Below are 21,938 nucleotides of genomic sequence, written 5' to 3'. Positions count from 1 at the left end.
GATTTGGGCGTCTACCGACACATAGTGCCACGCCCCAGATTGGTTCAAATAGCTCGAAAGGAGCGTTTTTCCGATTCCCGACATCCCGATCAAGAGGATGTCACGCGGTTCATTCAGAAGAGATTGAACCTCCGGGGGCAAGCACGTCAGTTTCATGGCGTTCCGAATTTTCCGTCGATCACGCTTTGCACCGCTTCAACCGTCGGATCGACGGTTGCGAACTCCTCTTCACGGGCAAACAGGTCCATCAGCCGCGCAGGCGTATCCGGAAGTTTGCCGAGCGCTTCTTCGACAGCCGTCGGGAATTTTGCCGGATGGGCTGTTTCAGCGACAACAATGGGACCGTCAAGCGTTGCCTTCAGCTGATCTGCCGCGAAATATCCGGTTGCTGAATGCGGGCAAATGATCTTGCCGAACTGCTTGTGGAGCTGGCGCATGGTGTCCAGGGCGTCGCCTTTGCCGCATTTCATCGCTCCGAAGTTCTCGGTCAGTGCGGAACGCTCGGCTTGCGTGAGTTCGTAGTAAGACTGTTCAGCCAGCTGTTTTTGCATGTCGCGCGTTGCGTTCCCGTCGCGTCCTTTCAAAAGCCACAGCATGCGTTCAAAGTTGCTTGAAACCTGAATGTCCATGCTGGGTGAGATTGTTGGAATCGTCTCGGCTTTCGACATCCGTCCAGTGCTGAACAGCCGAGGAAGGACGTCATTCTCGTTTGACGTGACGATCAGCTTCCCGATGGGAGCACCCATTTGCTTGGCGATATAGCCCGCAAAGATATTACCGAAGTTTCCGCTCGGCACAGCGAAATTCACAGGCTGGCCGCAATCGTTGTGGATCTTCACCGAAGCGTAAATGTAATAGGACGTCTGAAGGAGGATCCGGGCCAGGTTGATCGAATTCACAGCCGTGTAGCTATATTTTTCAGCGGCTTCGCTTTGATACAGGCTCTTGACTATGCTTTGACAGTCATCGAAGTCTCCCCGAACGCTGATGGCCTGGACATTTTTTGCTCCCAGGCAGGTCATCTGCTTGCGCTGCACGTCAGATACGCGGCCCTCCGGAAACAGAATTACTGCATTGGCGCGCGAACGCCCCGCAAAGGCGTTAGCCGTAGCTGCGCCGGTATCTCCGGACGTTGCGCAGAGTACTGTAGCCCGTTTGCCGGTGAGTGCGAGTTCCCGGTCGATCGCTTCCGCCAGAGGAGCGAGGGCGTAATCCTTGAAGGCGAGTGTGGGACCATGGAATAGCTCCATGCTCCATAGCTGGTCATTCAGGCGGGTCAGGGGCGGGCCATCATTGCGTTCAAAACCGGCCAGTGCATGTTTTATGCCTGCGGTGAAATCGCCCTTCTGCCACTCGGCTCCGCCAAACAGCGCCAGAACATCCGATGCAATCTGGTCGTAGGGCTGCCCGCCCAGCGTAGTCAGTTCGCCGGGCGTGAGTTCGGGCCAGGTCTCGGACACGTAAAGACCGCCATCCTCAGCAGTGCCACGGCTTAGCAATTCCCGGAGGGATCGAGCGGGTGCGTTCCCGCGAGTGCTGGAGTAGAGCATAGCATTCCCCTGGATTTCCAATATTGTGGACTTAGCAAGGCTTCAGCAGTCAGTAAAGAAAAATCTAATATATTGGATATTGGGAATGAACACACACGCAGCCACTCCAGATATCGGAAAAATCATGAAGGAGGCCAGAAAGTCGCTTGGCCTGACTTTGGAGCGGCTCTCTGAGCGTACCGGGGTGTCCAGGTCAATGCTGTCCGCAATTGAGCGGGGCGCCACAAACCCGACCTTCTCCATTGTCTGGGCTCTTTCTCAATCGCTTGGGATTGATCTCAGCTTGCTGGAAAGCGGGCCTGGGAAAGAGGAGCCAATTGAGCATCTTCACCACTATTCCACGCCAATGCGGCGTAGCGCGGATGGGAAATGTGAGTTGTATATGCTCAGTCCGCGGCGAACGGTTCTTCCTGTTGAGTGGCACAGGCTGCTCATGAAGCCTGGAGCAGAGCTAGATTCAAAGCCTCATGCCCCTGGCACCTTTGAGCACCTGACCTGCTTGTCTGGGTCACTGTCGGTAACGGTTGGCGATCGGACCGTCCGGGCGGAGGCCGGCGACACACTGCGGTACCGCAGTGACTGCAACCATCGCATAAGCAACGAGGCGGACGGGGAAACGGAGGCGATACTTCTCGTGGCCCAGCCGACTCAGTATCAGGAGCCAACTGCGTCAGTTTGAGGGGCGGGCCGCAGAAGGGCTTGACCGAATCTTTGCATTATTCCTATATATCGGATTCAATGCGGTATATTGGAAAACATAAAAAGAACCTTCGTCTGGTGCCTCCGGTCTCTGGCGGGCCGGCAAGCCCGCCAGCCTCCGCAAGTTTGAGCGGCGGCCTGCGGCTTGGTTCTTCATCCAGCTTCCACCCGCAGAAACGGACTTGAGGGCTTGAACCCAAGCCTCTCGTTCTCAAGCTCAATTCCGGCCATGAAGGTGCTATTGGATGTCTACTGATCAACTGTCCCAAGGAGCGCGCGGACGCCGCGGACGCCGCCGTGATGGCGGGGCGCCGGCCCCAGCAATCGTGCAGCGGCCCTTCACCCAGCTTAAGCGTCCTTATCCGGCCGTTGAGCTCATTTCGGATGATCAGGTCGAACATATTCACCAGGCATCCCTGAAACTGCTTTCAGAAACCGGCTTGGACGTTTTGCACGATGACGCGCGCGCCGTGATGAAAAAGGCGGGTGCAGATGTCAGGGATGGCGAAGTGCGCGTGCGCTTCGATCCGGATCTGATTAACCAAGCCGTTGCAAGTGCTCCGTCGGAGTTCACGCTGCACGCGCGCAACCCCCAGCACAACGTTGTTATGGGTGGGAACAATATTGTTTTCAACATGATGGCAAGTGCGCCGAATTGCTCTGATACGGACCGGGGACGGCGTGCTGGCAATCAGGAAGACTATCGCAATTTCCTGCGATTGGCACAGATGCACAATGTGCTGAACGTGACCGGCGGGTATCCTGTCGAACCTGTCGATATTCACGCCTCTGTCCGCCATCTTGATTGCATCCAGGATTACATCGCGCTGACCGACAAGGCGTATTGTATCTACTCGCTAGGCGAGGAGCGTGTGTCCGATGCGATCGAGATGACACGGATTGCCCATGGTCTGACACACGAGCAGATGCGTGATCAGGCGTGTATGTTCTCGATCATCAACACGAACTCTCCTCTGCAGCTCGATATTCCGATGATGCAGGGGGTGATGGCTTTGTCCGAGATGGGCCAGCCGGTCGTGATCACACCCTTCACGCTGGCCGGGGCAATGGCGCCGGTTACGATTGCCGGGGCCGTGACATTGCAGAATGCCGAGGCATTGGCGGGGGTGGCCTTTACCCAGATGGTGCGCCCGGGCGCGCCGGTGATGTATGGCGGTTTCACGTCCAATGTGGACATGAAGACCGGCTCACCGGCGTTTGGCACGCCGGAATACATGAAGGCGCAGCATATCGGCGGCCAGCTGGCGCGGCGCTATGGCATTCCTTATCGCTCATCGAATGTATGCGCGGCCAATACGGTCGACTCGCAGGCTGCATATGAGGCGGTTTTCTCGCTTTGGGGCGCCATCAATGGCGGCGCAAACATGCTCATGCATGGGGCCGGCTGGCTCGAAGGGGGCCTGTGCTGCTCGTATGAGAAGGTGATCCTCGATATCGACCTGCTGCAAATGATTTCAGAATTCCTGCAACCGGTTTCGACCAGCATTGACGATCTGGCGCTGGAAGCCATTAATGAGGTCGGGCCGGCGGGCCACTTCTTTGGCACTGAACACACCCAGGCGCGTTACCGCGATGCCTTCTATTCACCAATCCTGAGCGATTGGCGTAACTTTGAAACCTGGCAAGAGGCTGGATCGCCGATTGCGATCGAGCGTGCAAACGCGGAGTGGAAGAAGCGGCTTGCCTCATACGAGGCTCCGGTCCTGGATCCGGCGATCCGAGACGAGTTGGACGCTTTTGTCGCCAAGCGCAAGGCCGAGGGTGGCGCAGCGACGGACTTCTAACGCTTACGGGATCGGTTCGCGGGTCGCAAAGGACGTGATCGCGCTGCCGACCCGAAATTCATTAACAATCAGAAACCCCGCTTTCATTCAGAGATGGCCTGGAATCCAAACGGGGTGCGCGCACCCTATTCCCTGGCGCTATGAGAGCTGAATCCCTGAGGATGAACGAAACATGCCTACTATTCAGACCGAAGAGACCACAGGTCAGACCGAAGAGACCACAGGCGGCAAGAAACTTCCGTCCCACGCCAAAGTCGTTGTTATTGGCGGCGGCGTTGTTGGCTGCTCAATCCTGTTCCACCTTGCAAAATTTGGCTGGAAAGATGCGGTGCTGCTTGAGCGTGACGAGCTGACATCCGGTTCCTCCTGGCACGCGGCCGGGGGCATCCATACCATCAGCTCTGACCCTAACATCTCGCGCCTGCAGTCATATACGATCAACCTTTATAAAGAAATCGAGGAACTGTCTGGCCAATCCGTCGGTTTGCATCAGACCGGTGGTTTCTACGCTGCTTCCACCAAGGAATGGTATGACTACCTAAAGGGCGAGCGTTCGAAGGCGCGTTACATGGGCCTGGATCAGGAATTCATCTCGCCCAAGGAACTGGCCGAGCGTCACCCGCTGATCGATCCGGACCACTATCACGCGGTTCTGTGGGATGCGCAGGACGGCCATCTGGACCCGTCCGGCACGACATATGCTTTTGCCAAGGCGGCCAAGGCGCATGGCGCACAGTATTTCACCCACTGCGGCGCAACCGGTATGACGCAGCGCCCGGACGGCAGCTGGGACATCGTCACCCCCAAGGGTACGATCAACGCAGAGCATGTCGTGAACTGCGGCGGTCTGTGGGCGCGTGAGGTGGGTCATATGGCGGGCATTCAGTTGCCGGTTCAGCCGATGGAGCACCATTACCTGATCACTGAGCGCATGGATGAAGTTGTGAACTTCGGTCAGCAACTGCCGCACGGGATCGACTTCGAGGCCAACGTCTATTGCCGCCAGGAAGGGCAGGGCATGCTGCTGGGCACTTACGAGGCCCAGGCGACCCCGTGGAAAGTCGGCGGGACGCCCTGGGACTTCGGCCATGAACTGCTGCCGCCGGATCTGGATCGGGTGGCAGACCGCCTGGAAACCGCATTCGAACGTCTCCCGGCGATGGCCAATGCCGGCATCAAGGATGTGATCAACGGCCCGTTCACGTTTGGTCCAGACGGCAACCCGCTGATCGGTCCTGTTCCGGGCATGAAGAACTACTGGGTGGCTGTTGGTGTCATGGCGGGCTTCTGCCAGGGCGGCGGCGTGGGCCTGACCTTGGCGGAGTGGATGATCGACGGCGAACCCTCCATCGATGTCTGGGCGATGGACGTAGCACGGTTTGGCGAGTTCGCGACACCTGACTGGGGCACCATCAAGTCGTCGGAGAACTACGAACGCCGCTTCGTGATGACCTTCCCGAACGAAACCCTGCCCAAGGGCCGCAAGCAAAAGACAACCGCGCTCTATGACCGCATGATCGCCAAGGGGGCGGTGATGGACCAGGGGTTCGGCTTGGAACATGTGCTGTGGTTTGCCGACGGTCCCGAGGATGCGCATGAGGTTCCATCCTTCGAGCGCAACCGGTCGCACGACTATGTCGCGCGGGAAATCAAGGCCGTGCGCGAAGCTGTCGGCGGCATCGAGGTTGCCAACTTTGCCAAGCATGAGTTCAAGGGCGAGGGCGTTCGCGAATACCTGAACCATATCCTGGCCGGTTTTGTCCCCAAACCCGGACGCCTGGCGCTGACACCGATGCTAACACCCAAGGGCAAGCTTTACGGAGACCTGACCGTGGCTTGTCTGGCCGAGGATCACTTTATGCTGTTCGGTTCTGGCGCGATGCAGGAGGCGCACCGCCGCTGGTTCGAAAAAGACCTGCCCCCAGGCATTTCCTATGCCAATGTTTCAGACGACTGGCACGGCATCGCCCTGTCAGGCCCGAAATCGCGGGAACTGCTTGCCCGGATCACGCGCGACGATGTTTCAGCCGAAGCCTTCAAGTTCCGCGACCTGCGCCAGACTTTTGTCGGCGGCGTGCCGGTGATTATCAACCGGATCAGTTTCTCTGGTGAACTGGGCTATGAGATCTACTGCAAGCCGCAATATCTGATGCGCCTGGCAGACGCCATCGAAGAGGCCGGCGCGGATCTGGGCTATCGCTGGTACGGCGCACGCGCACTGCTATCGATGCGGCTCGAAAAGGGCTGGGGTGTCTGGACGATGGAATACCGTCCCGACTTTGACGCGGTCGAATCCGGGATGGATGTCTTCATCAACTGGAAAAAGGAGTTTGTCGGCAAGGAGGCAACGCTGAAGGCCCGCGAGGGCGGCGTTTCCCAGAAACTGGTGACGATGACGATCGACGTTGAGGGGATCGACGTGGCCCATGATGAGGCGATCCTCAAAGACGGTGAGCCGGTCGGTTACGTCAGTTCGGGCGGCTATGCACATCATGTCGGAAAGTCGATGGCCATGGGCTACGTTGCGGCCGAGTTCGCGGCTCCCGGAACGAAGCTTCAGGTGGAGATCCTTGGCAACTTTTACGATGCGCTGGTCTTGGCAGGGCCGGCCTACGACGCCAACGGCGCAAATATGCGTTCCTAATTCGGGAATAGGACTATGGGCGGCCAGAGAAAAAAATAGGCTCGGACCGATGTGAGCCGGTTGAATTGAACCGTTTCGTTTTCTTGCTGATGCCCGGGTTCTCAGCTTTGGACTTGGGATCCGGAATCGACTCTTTGGCCGCCGCAAACGAAACATCTGGAAAGACGCTTTTTCAGTGGAAAATTGTCAGCGAAACGGGTGACAGTGTCATTTCTTCTTCGGGACTGAATGCAGCAGTTGACAGTGCTTTGCCTGATGTGCGCCGCGAGGATTGCATCGTTATTTGTTGCGCCTTCAATTCCCAAAATTACCCCAAGTCTGGCAGAACCGCGGCTTGGTTGCGGCAAGCGGCAAGAATTGGGGCGCAACTTTGCGGACTGGGAGGCGGAGCACTGTTTCTCGCTCGAATTGGCGTCGCAAAAGAGGGGCGCATCAGCTCGCACTGGAGAATGAAACCCATTTTTCAAGAGAGCTTTCTTGAACTGGATCCTGTCTGCACGATTTTTGAAGAAACTGCCAACGTCGTCTCCTGCGGTGGCGGCGTTGCCACTCTGGATCTCTTTTCCGCGCTGATTTGCCAGAAGGCCGGCCCGGAAGCCTCCACTCAAGTCGCTGATCAACTCCTCAGCGCATCTGTTCGGGATGGGAACAGCCGCCAGGTTGTGGCCAGTCTCCGGCGCGTCGAATTCAGGAATGAAAAACTGTCAAAGGCAATCGGCTATATGCAGGAATGCTTGGAGGATCCTGTTTCGCCGTCAATCATCGCTGAACAGGTTGGTATTTCGACGCGGCAGCTAGAAAGGCTTTTCAGCCAGCATTTGGGAAACAGCCCAAAGAGTTATATGACGGTTCTCAGGCTCGAGAGAGCGCGCGCGCTTTTGCAGCAAACGCAGATGCGCGTGATCGATGTCGCGACTGCCTGCGGTTTCTCATCGGTCAGCCACTTCTCGAAACACTACAAGAGGCAATTTGGCATCACTCCCCGTTTCGAAAAGGCCGTGCTCGCACACTAAATTCAGACTGCGGCAATGGGACCAAATCAGGCCAAGCTGGTCACAGCACAGCTGTGTGGTACCATCGCGATTAAACGCAGAAGGTGCCTTACGCCAATGAGCCCAGCCATAGACCTCGCTGCCTGCTCAACAACTCCAAGGTCAGAAACGGCCTCCGCGGACCGCTTGTTCTACGGCCAGTAGTTGTTACGCAGCCAAGTCGAAAGCGGCGAAACCAATGGTGCAGGATTAATGGGTCCTAACCTAAGTCCTGGCCGCTTCAAACGCTTGCCATGCTTCCTCGAATGCGTCGAAGTCGAACCCGGGCTTGCGCGCAGGCTCCAGGATCAGTTTCTCTGTTTCGAGCAGTTTGAGGATGGCCTGTTCGAGATCACCCAACACCTCTGGGGGGATCACCAGTGCGCCGTGACTGTCCGCATGCACCAGATCGCCGTCATTGATTTCCAGGCCGAAGATGCAGACGGGTGTTCCGACTTCCTTGACGTGTACGAACCCGTGGCTGGGGCCAATGGAGCCAGCAACAACCGGGAAGCCCTCGGGCAGATCGCCCAGATCCCGCATCACGCCGTTGGTCAGCGCGCCGTTGATGCCGAAGCCTTTATGCACGGTGGTGTTGATCTCGCCCCAGTAGGCGCCGATGCAATGGGGGAAGTCCAGATCCTCGACCACGGTGATCGAAGGCCCGGTGCCGAGAGCCATGTGCCGGTAGTAGTCCATGCGGCGCTTGCGGATCACTTCGGGCGGTTCTTCCGGCGGGTTCACCGCGGCAATCTTGGCGGTGCGGGCATAGCCCACCATGGCGCCGGCATCCGGGTCTGAACACAGCATGGTGCCGCGGGTGAAGGCGTTGAAACCGCGCTTTCCCTCAGCCACTTCGATGGCGTTGCAGACGGTGGGGGTGTCGACCTTATTCAGCAGGTTTAGCAGCGATGGTTTCATATCGTCTCCAGCCAGCGGTTCAGTGCCGCCGTGGTTTGTTCAGGTTGTTCCAGAACCGGCAGATGGCCGGCGTTTCCGATGATTTCCAGCCGGCTTTGCGGCATCAATTCGTGCATCAGCTCATGCCGGGTGACGGGGCAGGGGATGTCGTCGCGACCGCACAGCACCAGCGCCGGGCCGGTGAAGGCGCGCAGCGTTTCGCATTGGTCGATGCGGTCGCGCAAGGCTTTGGACTGATTGATGAAAACGTCCGGACCCAGATCCAAGGCCATGTCCATGCACAGATCAAGGATCGCGGCCCGGTTGGGCCCTTCCGTCAAGTAGTTCGGCTTCATCTCCTCGGCCATCACCCGGCGCAGCCCGCCTTGGCGGACGGCTTCGATCTGCGGCGCGCGGCGGGCCTTGACCTCATCCCTTTCGGCCAGCGGGTTGGTGTCCATCAGCGCCAAGCCTGCGATCCGCTCTGGCGCCTGGCGGAGGATTTCCATCGCCAGGATGCCGCCCATCGACAGGCCCGCCAGTGCAAAGCGCGGCGGCGCGTAAGAGAGCAGCTCCGCCGCCAGCGCCGCCATTGTGCCATGACCGCCGATTGGCGCGGTCACGATCGGAACGCTGCCGGACAGCGCCGCAATCTGCGGGTTGAAAAGCCGCGCATCGCACATCATGCCGGGGATCAGGACAAGCGGTGTCATTTGACGCGCCGTGCCCCCTCCGACAGCGCGGCGAGCTTGGCATAGGCGATGTCCGGGTCCACTGCGCCAAAGCCTGCAAAGGTACCAAAGCCGCAGTCCGAGCCCGCGATCACCCGGTCAGAGCCGACGACTTCCGTAAATCTTTCAATGCGCTGCGCGACCAGTTCCGGGTGTTCTACAAAATTGGTGGTAGTATCTACCACGCCGGGCACCAGCACCTTGTCCTCCGGGATCTCTGCCTTGCGGTCGCGGAACACGGTCCATTCATGGGCGTGGCGCGGATTGGAGGTTTCAAACAGAACATAGCGCGATTTGGTGTTCATCAGAGTGGTGAACACTGTGTCCATCGGAATGTCACAGCAATGCGGGCCTTCGTAGTTGCCCCAGCAGATATGCACCCGGACGCGCTCCTGCGGCACGTTTTGCAGCGCGTGGTTCAACGCCTCCACATGCATGTCTGCGATCTTGATGAACTCCGCGTCGGACAGGTCATTGAACAGCATATGCCGCGACAGTGCCAGGTCGGGGCAATCCAGCTGCAGGTCCAGCCCGGCGGCCACGATGATCTCATATTCAGCCTTCATCGCATCGGCCAGCGCGGCCAGGTACGACTCGCGTGTGGGGTAGAAATCGTTCTGCAAAAACAGCGAGATGACCCCGGGCGACGCCGCGTTCATGAAACCGTATTCCATGCCGTGCTTTGCCATGGCAGTCTTGAGGTTGGCGATGTCCTTTTCCAGCTCAGCCTGGCCCTTGGAGCGCACCTCGCCGGTACACATGGGGCGGGCATATTGCGGCGTGCCGCCGTCGTCTGCCAGCCGTTGCAGGAAGCCCGGAAACATCTTCAGATCGGCAGGCGCATTGCGCGGGCTGTCGCCGGAAAAGCCGGTGTAGCGGTCTTTGACGTAGGTGGCATAGGAGATCTTGGAGGTCTCGCCGTCGCTGACGATATCTACCCCCGCGGCAACCTGTTTGCGGACAGTTTCAGAAGCGGCAGCCGACATGCAGGCGTCGAATTCCGCTTGGTCAAAAGGCTCCTTCCGCTCGCGGGCGAAGATGAAATCCACGACTTCCCGGGTCCGGGGCAGCGAGCCGACATGGGTTGTCTTGACCATCATCCAATCTCCCTGATTTCAGGGCGGTGCCATGCGTACACCCCCTGTACACCTCCTGTGCAGCGGACGGCGCCGCACAGGAGGAAACTGCGGTCAGCCTTGCCAGGTGGCGCCGGCAGGATCGTCGGTGGCAGTGATGCGGTAGAGGCCCGCGTTGCCGGTCATCGAGGGTTCGGCGCTGTAGCTTTCGCCGGGCAGGACCAGCGCGGTGTCGCCATTGGACAGGGTGGTCTCGACCTCGTTGATGGCGATGCGCCAATGGCCGCTGGCGGGCATCAGCACCACCGGCCTTTCGGCCTTGACCTGTTCGCTCACGGCGGAGCCGCGGCCGAGGAAATCGACCTCGAAGCCGGGCTTGTCCCGGATCAGCGCCTCCTCGCCGATGACTTTGACCGGCTGCTTTGCGGACAGCGCCATTAGGTCCCAGTAGCGGGCGACATATTTGCCGATCACGTTTTCGACCGGAACCTCGGGGTAGGCTTTCAGCTCTTCCTCGGTCAGCACCGGCATCGGCTGCACGTTGTGCGGCAGTTCCTGGCCTTTCTTGCTGTCATAGAGCACGCCGTTGTGGCCCAGCATCAGGCCGTGGGCCTGCGCGTCCTCGATCACCTGCGGCGCCCAGGTCACACCGCCGCCGGCATCGTCGCCGCCAAGGATCGACATGATCATGCCGTAGTCCTGGCCGACGTTTTCAAAGCCGCGGAACATGCCGGTGGGGATGTTGAAGATATCGCCTTCCTCGGCGATGAACTCACCCGCAGTTCCGTAGCGGCCCCAGAAGAAGCGCCAGCGGCCCTTGGCGACAAAGAACACTTCGGCGGTGGTGTGGCTGTGCAGCGAGTTGCGGCATTTCGGCGGCTGGCCCGCGGCGCCGATGTTGAAGCCGATCTTGTCGGTGATGTGGACATGCTGGTCGGGGCTTTCACTGACGCCGCCGCCGATGATGGTGAAGTTTTCCTTCTGGTCGGAGCCCGGGGTGTGGGCGTCGATGAAGGCCGTCTTGCAGGGTTTCAATTCGCCGTAGCGGACGATGCGTTCCTGGATGGTGCTCATATCTCGTATCCTCTTGAAATCTGGTTTGAAACGGCTGAGTCAGCGCCCGCAACCGGGCGGGTGGTTGTTCAGCCGCCGTGCGCGCAGGCTGGCGCGGTGGGCGTGATACCGCCGGGCCGCCTGACTGGCGTTCAGAGGAGAGGCACCGGGCCGCATTCAGAGATCGCCGGTCTGCAGCAGGATCTGTTTCCAGACCGAGGTTTCGTCAAACAGCGCGTATTCGCGGCGCAGTCCCCAGGGGCCGAATTCGGCGTGGCTGGCGCCCAGCACGAAGACCTCGGCGCCGGTCGGTTTGCCGAAGACGCCCCAGCCGTCGTGCTTGCCATGCAGCGTCCAGCGCAACGCAGCGCGGGGCGGCATCATTGGATCGTCGCGGCCGATCTGGTGGTGGATCTTGAACTCGGCGTTCGGGAAGGAGGCGCGCAGCCCCATCCAGAAGCGGTCCACCGGACCCCAGCTGTGGCCGGTGATGCCACCGGGATATTCCGACTGCACTGCGCGGTCGTATTCGGATTCAATCGCGCGCATGTCGGCATTCATGATCCGCGTCAGGATATCGGCGTATTTCTGGCCCCATTCATTGTCGTTGCCGTTGCCTTTGTAAGGGCCGGGTTGCTCGTTGGCGGGGGTATAGGGCTGCACGCAAGCCTCGGGGCCGCCCTCGCGCGCGATCAGATCGCGGGCGTATTCCTTGGGGTCCCAGCCCATCTGGCGCACGATGGCGCCCTGGTCGCGGATCAGCCATTCATCGTTGATCTGGTTGTTGATCGCGTGACAGTCGGCCAGGATGCGGTAGGTGAGCTTCTTGCCGGTTGCCTTGCCGTAGACCCCGTCGCCCAGGTGCGTCGCGGTTGAGAGCAGCCGGTGCGAGGACAGCATGCCCTCCTCGGGCGTACCTGACCAGATCACGTCCTCGCCCAGAAGGGTGCGGTCGGGGAATTCGGCCAGGGTTGCCATGGTGGCGGCGATCACGCCCTGGTTGCCGACAACAACCGAAGCCGGCGAACGCACGACAATATCGGGCGCGTAGTAATCATGCAGCGTGGCGATGCCGCGATCTTCCCAGATTTCCTTGGTAATGCCAATGATGTAGTCGGGGAAATCCTTGAATTTGGGGTCAAATCCCTTCATGTCTTCCATCCTTCAGGTATGCGGGCCGAGCCGCGAACGATAAGAGGGCCGTCGATCTCGACCCGGCGCGGCCCGGCGTCGGGGCCTTCGATCTTGGCGAGGAGAATATCGACGGTTTCCGCCACCATACGGTTGGCAGGCTGCCGCACGGTTGTGAGGTTGTAAGTGGGCCAGGAGGCAACGGTGACATCGTCGTAGCCAATGACGGAAACGTCGTCCGGCACACTGAGGCCGAGCTCGAAGCGCAGGGTGTCCATCACGGCGATGGCCATGTGGTCATTGGCCACAAAGACCGCATCCGGCGGGTCGTTTGCAAACATGCGGCGGGTGGCGGCCTGGGCTTCTTCGGTTACGAAATTGCCGACCTCGCGGGCATGCAGCGTCTTGCCGGCGGCGGCCAGTTCGGCGGTAAAGCCGGCCTCCCGGTCGCGCTGGGTCGAGGCGCCCTCCCAGCCGGCGATATAGCCGATTTTCTCGTGGCCGCCTGCCAGCAGAAATTCCGCGGCCTTGCGCCCGCCGGCGATATTGTCGGAGGTCACGGCCGACATCGACTGGTCGTCCTGCGCGCGGTTGAACAGCACCATCGGCACGCCGGCTGTCTGGCAGCGGGCGGAGAGGTCGGAGGAGAGCGCAACCGAGGCCGCGATGATGCCGTCGACCTGGAAATCCAGGATCTCCTCGACCACGCGGTCGATGTTGCCCGCAGCGTGCGACGCAAGGAAGACCAGCACGTGGTAGCCCCGGTCCTGCAGGGCATTGGTCAGTTTTTCGAGTGCCTCGGGGTAATACTGGTTGTTCAGATAGGCAACGACCAGCCCGATGATGCCGCTTTTTCCGGACACCATTGCGCGGGCGAGCACGTTCGGCCGGTAGCCGAGCTCCTTGGCCGCTTTGCGGACTTTCTCTATTGTTTTCTTAGAGGCGGACGCGCCAGGGGTGAATACCCGGCTGACCGCAGATTGGCTGACACCCGCCAGGCGGGCGACGTCCATTGAGGTGACCTTGCTTGCTCCCATCAGTCTGCCGTCCAACCTCCGTCAACCATCATCGCGGTTCCGGTCACCAGGGCAGAGGCGTCTGAGGCCAGGTAGACAACGGCCCCCATGATGTCTTCGATTTCTCCCGGGCGGCCGAGCTTGATCTTTTCCAGCACCCAGGCCCGTTTTTCCGGGTCGTCAAAGGTCGGCCGGGTCAGATCGGTGAGGATAAAAGTCGGACAGATCGTGTTGACGCGGATCTTGTCCGGGCCGAACTCCAGCGCCATCGCCTTGGTGAAGCCTTCGACCGCGAATTTTGAGGCACAGTAGACTGCGCGCTCGCGGCCGCCGACGTGGCCCATCTGGCTGGAGATGTTGATGAGAGAGCCGGGGCGGCCGGCTGCCAGCAATCCCTTGGCCACCGCTTGGGTCAGAAAGTAGGCGCCGCGGACGTTGACTTGCATTACCGCGTCGAAATCCTCTGGCGAGGTGTCGGTGGCCTTGCCGTGGCGGGCAAGGCCTGCCGAGTTGACCAGGATGTCGAAGGGGCCGTTTGCGGCCACCGCCTCCGCCGTTGCCGCAACATCGGCGACATCCAGTTTCAGCACCCTGGCTTTCCAGCCGCGGGCGGTCATTTCCGCTGCGATGTCCTGCAGCGCGTCAGTGCGGCGCGCTGCAAGAGTGACCTCAGCACCCCGTTCCGCCAGGGCCACGGCACAGGCCGTGCCGATGCCGGAAGACGCGCCGGCAATCAGGGCGCGCTTGCCCTCTAGGCTGAAACTGGGGGTGCTGGGGAAGGTGGGCATGTCAAACCTCGCTGACAGGGAAGGGGATTTCGCCAGCCACGCGGGCCTTGTTGAACTCGCGCAGGCGGGCAAAGACATCTACGCCCAACTGCCGGTAGGCGTCCAGAATGTCCACCGTGACCCAGTTTTCCCGGATCTTGCCGTTCTCCAGCCTCCAGAAATCGAGGCTTCGCATGGTGATGCGCTGGCCCGAGGGGGCGATGCCCATCCAGCCGTCATGGGTGATGGTCTGGATCATGTTCGGCCAGCCAGTCACCGCGGCGTATTCACCGTCGCCGAAGAAGTGATAGGTGATCTCGCCCAGATACTGGCCGCGGTCGGGCATGCCGTTCAGGAACGGGATCTGGTGCCAGTTGCGGAAGCCTGCGATGCCGCGGCCGGTGCCGATGCCGGCAGGGCCGTACCAGTTCATCCGCTCATGCCAGAATTTCGGCATCTCCATCACTTCCGGGCCGCCCTGGCTCGGGTGCTTCTTCAAGTGGGTCAGCATGTCGACGATGTGGCTGCAGGAGGCCTGCGACTTCTCCTCGTCCCAGGGGCCTGGGACGATGCCGTCATGCGTTGCCGGGCCAGGGATGCAGAATTCCAGACCGAGCGAGGGCGCCATCGGCCAGGCCTTCGCCTGCATCATCACCTCGGGGATGTCCCAGATGGTCTGGATCTCCACCACGCGGCCTTCCTCGAAGCGGTAGAACTCGTGGAAGCGCATGTGGGTGAGGTGGCCGGTCGGCGGGATGTCCAGCCAGGGCCGCACGAAGGTGCCAAAGTAGTGGCCGCCGCAGCCGATCCAGTCGCCGCCGTGCTCGGTACGGCCACCCATGACGATCCAGTCGCGGCGCTCCAGGTCCGGCATGGCGTGCAACAACGGGGCGTAGCAGGTTTCATAGAGTTCTGCGGAGCCGGTCAGGTCGCCGAAGGGGTGGCACATATGCACTACCGCGTCCGGCGCGATCAGTTCCTCCAGCGCGGCGCGCACGCCTTTTTCGGTGAAGTCGCGCATCGTGTCCCGCACCGGGGCGATCAGCGCCTTGTTCCGGGTGTGAATATCGGTGGTCATTCTGCGGCTGTCCCGTAAGGCACATTCTTGCCGCCGTAGCGGCGGACGCGGATGTTGCACTGCTCGGCGTGGCCGACGAAGCCTTCAAGCAGGCAGAGCCTCGAGCCGTATTCGCCGATCATGGTGGCGGCCTCGTCGGTGGTGACCTTCTGATAGCTGTGGGTTTTCAGGAACTTGCCCACCCAGAGTCCGCCGGTGTAGCGGCCCGCCTTCTTGGTCGGCAGGGTGTGGTTGGTGCCGATCACCTTGTCGCCGTTGGAGACATTGGTACGCGGGCCGAGGAACAGCGCGCCGTAGCAGGTCATGTTTTCCAGGAACCAGTCGTCGCGGTCCGTCATAACCTGCACATGCTCGGAGGCAATGTCATCGGCGACCTGGAGCATCTCCTCATAGGTGTCGCAGACGATCACCTCGCCGTATTCCTCCCACGACACCTTGGCGGTGCCGGCGGTCGGCAGGATGTCCAGCAGCCGGTCGATCTCGCTCAGCGTCTCCTCGGCCAGCTTGCGCGAGTTGGTCAGCAGCACGCAGGGGGAGTTGTAGCCGTGCTCGGCCTGGCCCAAGAGGTCGGTAGCGCAGAGCTCGGCGTCTGCGGCGGTCTCGTCCGCGATCACCATGGTCTCGGTCGGGCCTGCGAACAGGTCGATGCCGACGCGGCCGAACAGCTGGCGCTTGGCCTCCGCCACAAAGGCGTTGCCGGGGCCGACGAGCATGTGGACAGGATCGATCGTTTCGGTGCCGATCGCCATAGCGCCAATCGCCTGGATGCCGCCCATCACGTAGATCTCATGGGCACCACCCAGGTGCATCGCGGCAATCACAGCGGCGTTGGGCTTGCCGTTGAAAGGCGGGGTGCAGGCGATGATGCGCGGCACGCCCGCGACCTTGGCGGTGGCTACGGACATATGCGCCGAAGCCACCATCGGGAACTTGCCGCCGGGCACGTAGCAGCCGACCGATTGGACGGGGATGTTCTTGTGGCCGAGGATGACACCGGGCAGAGTCTCCACCTCGATGTCCAGCATGGAATCGCGCTGCGCCTGGGCGAAATTCATCACCTGCTTCTGCGCGAATTTGATATCCTCCAGCTCGCGCTCGCTCAGCGAGGCGATCAGCGCGTCGATTTCTTGCTGGCTGAGGCGGAAGCTTTCGGGGCTGTAGTTGTCGAATTTCTCGGACAGCTCCCGCACGGCGGCATCGCCGCGGGTTTCGATATCCTTCAGCGTCGCTTCGACCACGGCGCGGGTCTTGGCGTCGTCCTCGGCACGGTCCGCTTCAGGCTTGCCGCGTTTCAGGTATTCGATGGTCATGGTCAGGTCCTCAGTTTTCGGGGCGCGGCGGCACTTTCTCGCCGCGGTCAAATGCTTCCCAGCCTTCGCCGTTGAACAGGTCAACGCCGAGCTGAGCGGCTACATGGGCAAAATCGACGTTCACCCAGTTGTCGACGATCTTGCCGTCGACGACTTTCCAGAAGTCCATGTAGCGGATCTCGACTCGCTTGCCGGTGGGTTCGATGCCTAGGAACGTGCCGGAGTGAGTGGCCTCCTGGCGGCCGAATGCGGCGGCCCATTCGCCCATATAGAGGCGGGCTTCGTCGATGCAGACCTTGTCAGAGAAGGCAGCCTGGAACGGGCGCTGCCAGTTGTCCTGGAATTCCTTCAGCCCGGTCTTGGTGCCGCAGCCCTGGTTGCCCATCCAGCGGAAGCCTTCGGAGAAGAATTCGCCGATGTCGCTGATCCGGTGGTCGTTCAGCCCGTCCACCATGTTTTCGATCACGCGGCGGGTTTCTTCAGTCTTGCTCATGTCCGTGTTTTTGGTCAGCACGGCTTGTTCGGGGCGGGAGCCTTTCATGCTCTGTTCCTTAATTTGTTGCCAAGGGATGATGTGATCAGACGAGGAGGAGACGGCCGCCTGTCAGAAAATCCCTTGGCATCCGGTTGAGCGCCGGGTGGCGCGCAACGGCATTATGTCTTGCGGCGCTGCTCATCAGCCTTTCACCGCGCCGGCGGTCAGGCCGCTGACGATCTGTCGCTGGAAGAACAGGATCAACACGAACAGCGGGGCGGTGGCGGAGACCACGGCGGCGACGGCGTACATCACCTTGCCTTCGACCTGTGTGGTCCCGAGGAAACTGTTGATCGCGGGGATGATGGTCTCGTTCTCCGAGCTGAGCAGCATCGCCGTCACTGCGAAGTCGTTGTAGGCGAGCAGGAAGCTGAACAGGCCGGTGGTGATGACGCCGGGCCACATCACCGGGATGATCACGTGCCGGAAGGCCTGGAAGCGGGTGCAGCCGTCGACCATGGCGCTTTCGTCCATGTCCTTGGGGATGTTGAGGAAGAAGGAGTGCAGCATCCACAGGGTGAAAGGCTGGTTGATTGCCACCAGCACGATGATGGTGGTCGGCAGGATGCCCCAGATGTTCCACTCGAAGAACGGCAGCAGGTAGCCCGAAACTAGGGTGATGTGCGGCATGGCGCGGAACACCAGCGCGGCCATCAGGAGCCAGAAGGCATAGCGACGGCCGGAGCGGGCGAGGGCGTAGCCTCCCAGAGTGCCGAAGGTGAGTGAAATCACCACGGTGAAGAACACCACGATCCCGGAGTTGATGACGTTGCGCCAGAATTCCTCGTCCACCCAGGCGCCCTGGTAGCCTTCGAGCGTGAAGGCGCTGCCGGTCTGCCGGATCGTGTTGACCCCGTAGATGGCGTTCTGCCAGTCGGTCTTGGAGAAGAAGTCCGACTGCACCTTGAAGCTGCCCCAGAAGGTCCAGAAGAAGGGGAAAGCAGCGATGATCAGCCAGAGCGCCACGAGCGTCAGCGAAACCACCGTGAGCAGAGGGACGCGGGAGCGGGATTTCGGGTTCACTGCCGGGACTGCGATGGAGGATTGTGCATTGGTTGCCATGATCGTGCCCTCAGTGTGCTTTGCGGGAGAAGTCGCGCCAGGTGCGGATCAGCACCGGGGTCAGCAGGATGACCACGCCGATGATGGTCATCATCGAGGTCGCCCCGGCCGAGCCGTAGAGCGGATTGCCGCTTTCGCGCAGGTCGTTGTAGATGATCCAGCTGAGCGAGGTGGCGTGGGCCTCGGCCTTGAAGCTGACGATCGGCTCGAAGACGCGGAAGTTGTCCATCAAAAGCATCAGCGTCACGAAGGACATCAGCGGTGCCAGATGCGGCACGACCACATGGATCATGCGCTGCCACTTCGACGCGCCGTCAATCATCGCCGCCTCCATGGTGTCCTCGGGCACGGTCTGGAGGCCTGCGTAGAAGGTGATGAAGCTGAACGGCAGGGTGTGCCAGACACCATAGACAATCAGCATGGTCCAGGTGAGCGCGGTGGAAGCCTTCAGGCTCAGCGAGGGATCGTTGAAGATGCGCTGGATGGTGGCACCGATGACGCCGTCGCTGTCGACCATCCAGAACAGGATCAGGGAACCAACCAGCGGTGTGACAAGGAACGGCAGCAGCGAGATGAAGATCGACGGACCCTTGAGGATGCGGGGCAGGTTGTTGACGCCCACTGCAATTGCCAGGCCAAGCGCGATAACGACCGGAGTGACCACCGCCGTGTAAGTCAGCGTGAAGATCAGCGCGCGGTAGAAGGGCAGGTTGATGATCTGTTTCCAGAACGCGCCGAAAGTTTCCGTGCTGCGCCAGGCTTCGCCGACTTCGACGAAGGCCAGGTGCGAGCGGTTGATGTAGGTGTTGAGCCCGTTGTACCGCCCCAGCGGCTGCTCTTCCTGCAGTGCGGCTGTGGCCGCGGTATCAACAGTGGTCGTGGGCGTGCAGCCGAACGGGCCGCAGCTCTCGGAGACCACCAGAACCTGCTCGTGCTCGACAAACAGCGACTGGATGAAAACCGAGACGATGGGCAGCGCGATGAAGAGGATCATCGCGGATAGCGTCGGCAGGATGAACCAGAAAAAGGTGCGGTGCTTCATGGCGTGCGTCTCAGTCTTCTGTCCGGGAAAAGAGAGGGGGCCTTCAACCCCCTCCAGTCGGGGAGGTTTACTTGAGGAAGCCGGCTTCCTTGGCCGAGGTCCGGTAAGCGGTCTCGACATCGGCCAGCGCCTGCTCGGCGCTTTCGCCGCCTTTCAGGAAGTCGGTCAGTTCCGAGCCGAGCGCTGCGTGCAGCAGGCCGATCTGCGGGATCATCGGGTAGGGACGGGCCCCGCCTTGCACGGTTCCGGCCACGCCCGCCGCTGCCGGGCCAGGCTCGAAACCGGGCAGAAGCCAGACCGCGTCGTCGTTGTTCTCCGCCACCATTTCGGGGTCAGGCCGCTGATCAGCGCGGCGAGGGTTGCCTCGGCTTCTTCATCGGAGACATTGGAGGCAATGGAGATGCCATCCCACCACAGGGTGGCTGCCGGGATCGAGCCGCCGCCGACGGTGGGGGCCGCGGACAGGACGGTGTTAGAGGTCACTTCCTCGGTGGAGCCTTCGTCATCCAGGATCGGCGCGCCGCGCGAGCCCCACATGATGGCCAGCGCCGCCTGGCCGGATTCCCACAGGCCCTGGGTCTCGTTGGAGGCATGGGTCAGGTGGTCCGGGTGGGCGTATTCGGCCAGAGCCTTCATGGTTTCCAGCGCGGCGATGCCTTGCTCATTGTTGATCGAGGGTTCGGCAGAGCCGGGTGCGAAGAACTCGCCGCCGTGGCCGAGGTAGATCATGTTGAAGACTTCGCCCACGTTCCAGCCGGTCTGCAGGTTCATCGCGATGGGATGTTCCATGATGCCCGCGGCGCGGATCTTCTCTGCCGCTTCCAGCACCTCCTCATAGGATGCGGGTATGCTGTCGACACCGGCCTGCTCCAGGATGTCCTTGCGCGAGAACAGGTGCTGCGAGTTGGCCATGAAGGCAACCGCCATCACGTTGCCGTCGATGGTGATCAGCACATTCGGCGGGATGCTGTCCTTGTATTTCTCGACCAGGTCATTCAGCGGCCGGACCAGACCATCGTTCATCAGCTGGGTCAGCGTGGCGTTGGCGAGGATCACCGAGGTGTATTCCGCCGGGTTCGGCGTTAGCGCCGCGTTCATGATCTGGCGAGCTTCGGTGGTGTGGTTGGCGGAAAACTCCTCCGCCGAGCCTGCGCAATTGGCTTCAGCTGCACCGACCACGGCGTGGATTGCCGGGAAGTCGCTGGCCAGGATGCGGATTGACTGCCCTTCGGGGCCGCAGTTGGCCGCGAAAGCTGCCGAGCCCATCAGCCCGGTAAACAGCGATGCTGCGGCAAGTCGTTTCAGTAACATATCATTCTCCCTGTTTTTCTAGAATGGATGCAGGCGGCTTGCGCCCGTTCGATGGACCGCAGCGGTGGAAGCGCCGACAGGGGGGATCAGCCCCCGATCCTCGCGCCGGTTTGACCGTTAAACAGGTGGCAGATGCCCTGCGGCACGGAGAGCGACACCGTCTGGCCGATTTCAGCCCGGAAATTCTTGTCCGCCTTTACCGAAACCAGAGCCCCGCCCACGCGCACCGAGATCATCGTTGCGTCGCCCAGCAGTTCCATCGTGTAGATCGGCGCGTTGATCTGGCCCTCGCCGGGTGCCGCGATGCTGGCGTCCTCGGCCCGGAAACCCAGTGTGAGCGGTCCGTCCGGGGCGTTCAGCCCGCTGATTTCCACGTTCTTTGCGCGGAAGGTACCGCCCTGGACCTCTCCCTCCATCAGGTTCATCGCCGGGTTGCCGATGAAGCTGGCGACAAAGGTATTGGCGGGCCGGTCGTAGATTTCGGTCGGTGAGCCCACCTGCTGAACCACGCCCTTTTTCATCACCACGACGCGGTCGGCCAGGGTCATCGCCTCGATCTGGTCGTGAGTCACGTAGATCGTTGTCACAGCCAGCTCGTGGCTGAGGTTCTTGATCTGGGCGCGGGTGGAGACGCGGAGCTTGGCATCGAGGTTTGACAGCGGCTCATCCATCAGGAAGACATTGGGTTCGCGCACGATGGCGCGGGCCAAAGCAACGCGCTGGCGCTGGCCGCCGGAGAGTTCGGCCGGCTTGCGGTGCAAAAAGTCGTCCAGTTCCACCATCGCCGAGGCGCGGCGGACCTTCTCATCATGAGTCTTGGGGTCGATGCCGCGGACCTTCAGCGGAAAACGGATGTTCTCGTAGACGTTCATATTGGGGTAGAGCGCGTAGGACTGGAATACCATCGCCACGTCGCGGTCCTTGGGTTCCATGCCGTTGACGCGCTGACCGTCGATCAGAATGTCGCCCTCAGAGGCTTCCTCCAGCCCTGCGATCATCCGCATAGTGGTGGTCTTGCCGCAGCCCGAAGGCCCCAGCAGCACCAGGAACTCCTTGTCGGCAATGGTCAGGTCGAAGTTGTCGACGCCGACGAACGACCCCCAGCGTTTGCCAACATTCTGCAATTGTATCTCGGCCATGGCTTCCCCTCTGCCGGCTGTGACCGGCCGTTTTGCATACGAATGCAAAGAGGGTAGA

20 protein-coding genes are annotated in these 21,938 nt (G+C 61.0%); 4 read left to right on the top strand and 16 right to left on the bottom strand.

Annotation, left to right across the window (positions count from 1 at the left end; all coding sequences use genetic code 11):
• Window positions 1-152: 152 nt before the first annotated feature.
• A complete protein-coding gene (gene thrC / locus ETW23_RS15495) occupies window positions 153-1,550 on the bottom strand; it encodes a threonine synthase (protein WP_134830533.1) in 1,398 nt (465 codons plus the stop codon).
• An 85-nt stretch (window positions 1,551-1,635) separates the two neighbouring features.
• On the opposite strand from thrC, the gene ETW23_RS26810 reads away from it, so the two are divergent.
• The 4 genes from ETW23_RS26810 to ETW23_RS15475 all read left to right on the top strand — a co-directional run bounded on the left by ETW23_RS26810 (window position 1,636) and on the right by ETW23_RS15475 (window position 7,711).
• Window positions 1,636-2,229, top strand: a complete 594-nt coding sequence (locus ETW23_RS26810) for a helix-turn-helix domain-containing protein (RefSeq protein WP_134830532.1) — start codon at window positions 1,636-1,638, stop codon at window positions 2,227-2,229.
• A gap of 346 nt (window positions 2,230-2,575) precedes the next feature.
• Window positions 2,576-4,054, top strand: a complete 1,479-nt coding sequence (locus tag ETW23_RS15485) for a trimethylamine methyltransferase family protein (protein WP_254695049.1) — start codon at window positions 2,576-2,578, stop codon at window positions 4,052-4,054.
• A 172-nt stretch (window positions 4,055-4,226) separates the two neighbouring features.
• Window positions 4,227-6,698, top strand: coding sequence for an FAD-dependent oxidoreductase (locus ETW23_RS15480; RefSeq protein ID WP_134830530.1), 2,472 nt, complete (start codon window positions 4,227-4,229; stop codon window positions 6,696-6,698).
• A gap of 65 nt (window positions 6,699-6,763) precedes the next feature.
• Window positions 6,764-7,711 (top strand): GlxA family transcriptional regulator, encoded by a 948-nt coding sequence (locus tag ETW23_RS15475; protein ID WP_134830529.1) that lies wholly within the window; start codon window positions 6,764-6,766, stop codon window positions 7,709-7,711.
• Between the two features lie 243 nt (window positions 7,712-7,954).
• Here ETW23_RS15475 and ETW23_RS15470 read toward each other — a convergent pair whose 3' ends face one another.
• From ETW23_RS15470 to ETW23_RS15405, 15 genes are all read right to left on the bottom strand, one after another.
• Window positions 7,955-8,650 carry an RraA family protein gene (locus ETW23_RS15470; protein ID WP_134830528.1) on the bottom strand — a complete coding sequence of 232 codons (696 nt, stop codon included), beginning with the start codon at window positions 8,648-8,650 and terminating at the stop codon, window positions 7,955-7,957.
• Window positions 8,647-9,342 carry an alpha/beta fold hydrolase gene (locus tag ETW23_RS15465; protein ID WP_134830527.1) on the bottom strand — a complete coding sequence of 232 codons (696 nt, stop codon included), beginning with the start codon at window positions 9,340-9,342 and terminating at the stop codon, window positions 8,647-8,649. The genes ETW23_RS15470 and ETW23_RS15465 overlap by 4 nt, the downstream gene beginning before the upstream one ends.
• Window positions 9,339-10,457, bottom strand: coding sequence for a cobalamin-independent methionine synthase II family protein (locus ETW23_RS15460; protein WP_134831339.1), 1,119 nt, complete (start codon window positions 10,455-10,457; stop codon window positions 9,339-9,341). Before ETW23_RS15460 ends, ETW23_RS15465 begins: the two co-directional genes overlap by 4 nt.
• A gap of 93 nt (window positions 10,458-10,550) precedes the next feature.
• Complete coding sequence (locus ETW23_RS15455; protein WP_134830526.1) at window positions 10,551-11,510, bottom strand: cupin domain-containing protein; 960 nt, start codon at window positions 11,508-11,510, stop codon at window positions 10,551-10,553.
• 156 nt (window positions 11,511-11,666) lie between these two features.
• Complete coding sequence (locus tag ETW23_RS15450) at window positions 11,667-12,641, bottom strand: ester cyclase (RefSeq protein WP_134830525.1); 975 nt, start codon at window positions 12,639-12,641, stop codon at window positions 11,667-11,669.
• Window positions 12,638-13,657 carry a LacI family DNA-binding transcriptional regulator gene (locus ETW23_RS15445; protein ID WP_134830524.1) on the bottom strand — a complete coding sequence of 340 codons (1,020 nt, stop codon included), beginning with the start codon at window positions 13,655-13,657 and terminating at the stop codon, window positions 12,638-12,640. The genes ETW23_RS15450 and ETW23_RS15445 overlap by 4 nt, the downstream gene beginning before the upstream one ends.
• Complete coding sequence (locus ETW23_RS15440) at window positions 13,657-14,424, bottom strand: SDR family NAD(P)-dependent oxidoreductase (RefSeq protein WP_134830523.1); 768 nt, start codon at window positions 14,422-14,424, stop codon at window positions 13,657-13,659. The genes ETW23_RS15445 and ETW23_RS15440 overlap by 1 nt, the downstream gene beginning before the upstream one ends.
• A 1-nt stretch (window position 14,425) precedes the next feature.
• A complete protein-coding gene (locus ETW23_RS15435) occupies window positions 14,426-15,481 on the bottom strand; it encodes an ester cyclase (RefSeq protein ID WP_217621248.1) in 1,056 nt (351 codons plus the stop codon).
• Complete coding sequence (gene hisD / locus ETW23_RS15430; RefSeq protein WP_134830522.1) at window positions 15,478-16,791, bottom strand: histidinol dehydrogenase; 1,314 nt, start codon at window positions 16,789-16,791, stop codon at window positions 15,478-15,480. Before hisD ends, ETW23_RS15435 begins: the two co-directional genes overlap by 4 nt.
• Window positions 16,792-16,801: 10 nt before the next feature.
• Window positions 16,802-17,332 (bottom strand): ester cyclase, encoded by a 531-nt coding sequence (locus tag ETW23_RS15425; RefSeq protein ID WP_134830521.1) that lies wholly within the window; start codon window positions 17,330-17,332, stop codon window positions 16,802-16,804.
• A gap of 135 nt (window positions 17,333-17,467) precedes the next feature.
• The gene (locus tag ETW23_RS15420; protein WP_134830520.1) at window positions 17,468-18,388 is read right to left on the bottom strand and encodes a carbohydrate ABC transporter permease; all 921 of its coding nucleotides are present in this window, start codon (window positions 18,386-18,388) and stop codon (window positions 17,468-17,470) included.
• A 10-nt stretch (window positions 18,389-18,398) separates the two neighbouring features.
• Window positions 18,399-19,430 carry a carbohydrate ABC transporter permease gene (locus ETW23_RS15415; protein ID WP_134830519.1) on the bottom strand — a complete coding sequence of 344 codons (1,032 nt, stop codon included), beginning with the start codon at window positions 19,428-19,430 and terminating at the stop codon, window positions 18,399-18,401.
• Between the two features lie 67 nt (window positions 19,431-19,497).
• A complete protein-coding gene (locus tag ETW23_RS26805; RefSeq protein WP_368075848.1) occupies window positions 19,498-19,644 on the bottom strand; it encodes a hypothetical protein in 147 nt (48 codons plus the stop codon).
• Window positions 19,641-20,741, bottom strand: a complete 1,101-nt coding sequence (locus ETW23_RS15410) for an ABC transporter substrate-binding protein (protein ID WP_368075847.1) — start codon at window positions 20,739-20,741, stop codon at window positions 19,641-19,643. The genes ETW23_RS26805 and ETW23_RS15410 overlap by 4 nt, the downstream gene beginning before the upstream one ends.
• Before the next feature lie 86 nt (window positions 20,742-20,827).
• Window positions 20,828-21,880, bottom strand: coding sequence for an ABC transporter ATP-binding protein (locus ETW23_RS15405; RefSeq protein WP_134830518.1), 1,053 nt, complete (start codon window positions 21,878-21,880; stop codon window positions 20,828-20,830).
• Between the last annotated feature and the right edge of the window lie 58 nt (window positions 21,881-21,938).

This window comes from Leisingera sp. NJS201 (assembly GCF_004535885.1).
Lineage (GTDB): Bacteria > Pseudomonadota > Alphaproteobacteria > Rhodobacterales > Rhodobacteraceae > Leisingera.
Note: the sequence above shows the minus strand (reverse complement) of the source record. Positions and strands in the feature narration are given on the sequence as shown.

Bases quoted from the DNA above. Each gene is read 5' to 3' on its own strand.
- ETW23_RS15410 (WP_368075847.1), bottom strand. From the start codon at position 20,741: ATGTTACTGAAACGACTTGCCGCAGCATCGCTGTTTACCGGGCTGATG.
- ETW23_RS15445 (WP_134830524.1), bottom strand. From the start codon at position 13,657: ATGGGAGCAAGCAAGGTCACCTCAATGGACGTCGCCCGCCTGGCGGGT.
- ETW23_RS15425 (WP_134830521.1), bottom strand. From the start codon at position 17,332: ATGAAAGGCTCCCGCCCCGAACAAGCCGTGCTGACCAAAAACACGGAC.
- ETW23_RS15415 (WP_134830519.1), bottom strand. From the start codon at position 19,430: ATGAAGCACCGCACCTTTTTCTGGTTCATCCTGCCGACGCTATCCGCG.
- ETW23_RS15450 (WP_134830525.1), bottom strand. From the start codon at position 12,641: ATGAAGGGATTTGACCCCAAATTCAAGGATTTCCCCGACTACATCATT.
- ETW23_RS15405 (WP_134830518.1), bottom strand. From the start codon at position 21,880: ATGGCCGAGATACAATTGCAGAATGTTGGCAAACGCTGGGGGTCGTTC.
- ETW23_RS15420 (WP_134830520.1), bottom strand. From the start codon at position 18,388: ATGGCAACCAATGCACAATCCTCCATCGCAGTCCCGGCAGTGAACCCG.
- ETW23_RS15465 (WP_134830527.1), bottom strand. From the start codon at position 9,342: ATGACACCGCTTGTCCTGATCCCCGGCATGATGTGCGATGCGCGGCTT.
- ETW23_RS15470 (WP_134830528.1), bottom strand. From the start codon at position 8,650: ATGAAACCATCGCTGCTAAACCTGCTGAATAAGGTCGACACCCCCACC.
- ETW23_RS15440 (WP_134830523.1), bottom strand. From the start codon at position 14,424: ATGCCCACCTTCCCCAGCACCCCCAGTTTCAGCCTAGAGGGCAAGCGC.
- ETW23_RS15435 (WP_217621248.1), bottom strand. From the start codon at position 15,481: ATGACCACCGATATTCACACCCGGAACAAGGCGCTGATCGCCCCGGTG.
- hisD (WP_134830522.1), bottom strand. From the start codon at position 16,791: ATGACCATCGAATACCTGAAACGCGGCAAGCCTGAAGCGGACCGTGCC.
- ETW23_RS15480 (WP_134830530.1), top strand. From the start codon at position 4,227: ATGCCTACTATTCAGACCGAAGAGACCACAGGTCAGACCGAAGAGACC.
- ETW23_RS26810 (WP_134830532.1), top strand. From the start codon at position 1,636: ATGAACACACACGCAGCCACTCCAGATATCGGAAAAATCATGAAGGAG.
- thrC (WP_134830533.1), bottom strand. From the start codon at position 1,550: ATGCTCTACTCCAGCACTCGCGGGAACGCACCCGCTCGATCCCTCCGG.
- ETW23_RS15460 (WP_134831339.1), bottom strand. From the start codon at position 10,457: ATGGTCAAGACAACCCATGTCGGCTCGCTGCCCCGGACCCGGGAAGTC.
- ETW23_RS26805 (WP_368075848.1), bottom strand. From the start codon at position 19,644: ATGATCCCGCAGATCGGCCTGCTGCACGCAGCGCTCGGCTCGGAACTG.
- ETW23_RS15455 (WP_134830526.1), bottom strand. From the start codon at position 11,510: ATGAGCACCATCCAGGAACGCATCGTCCGCTACGGCGAATTGAAACCC.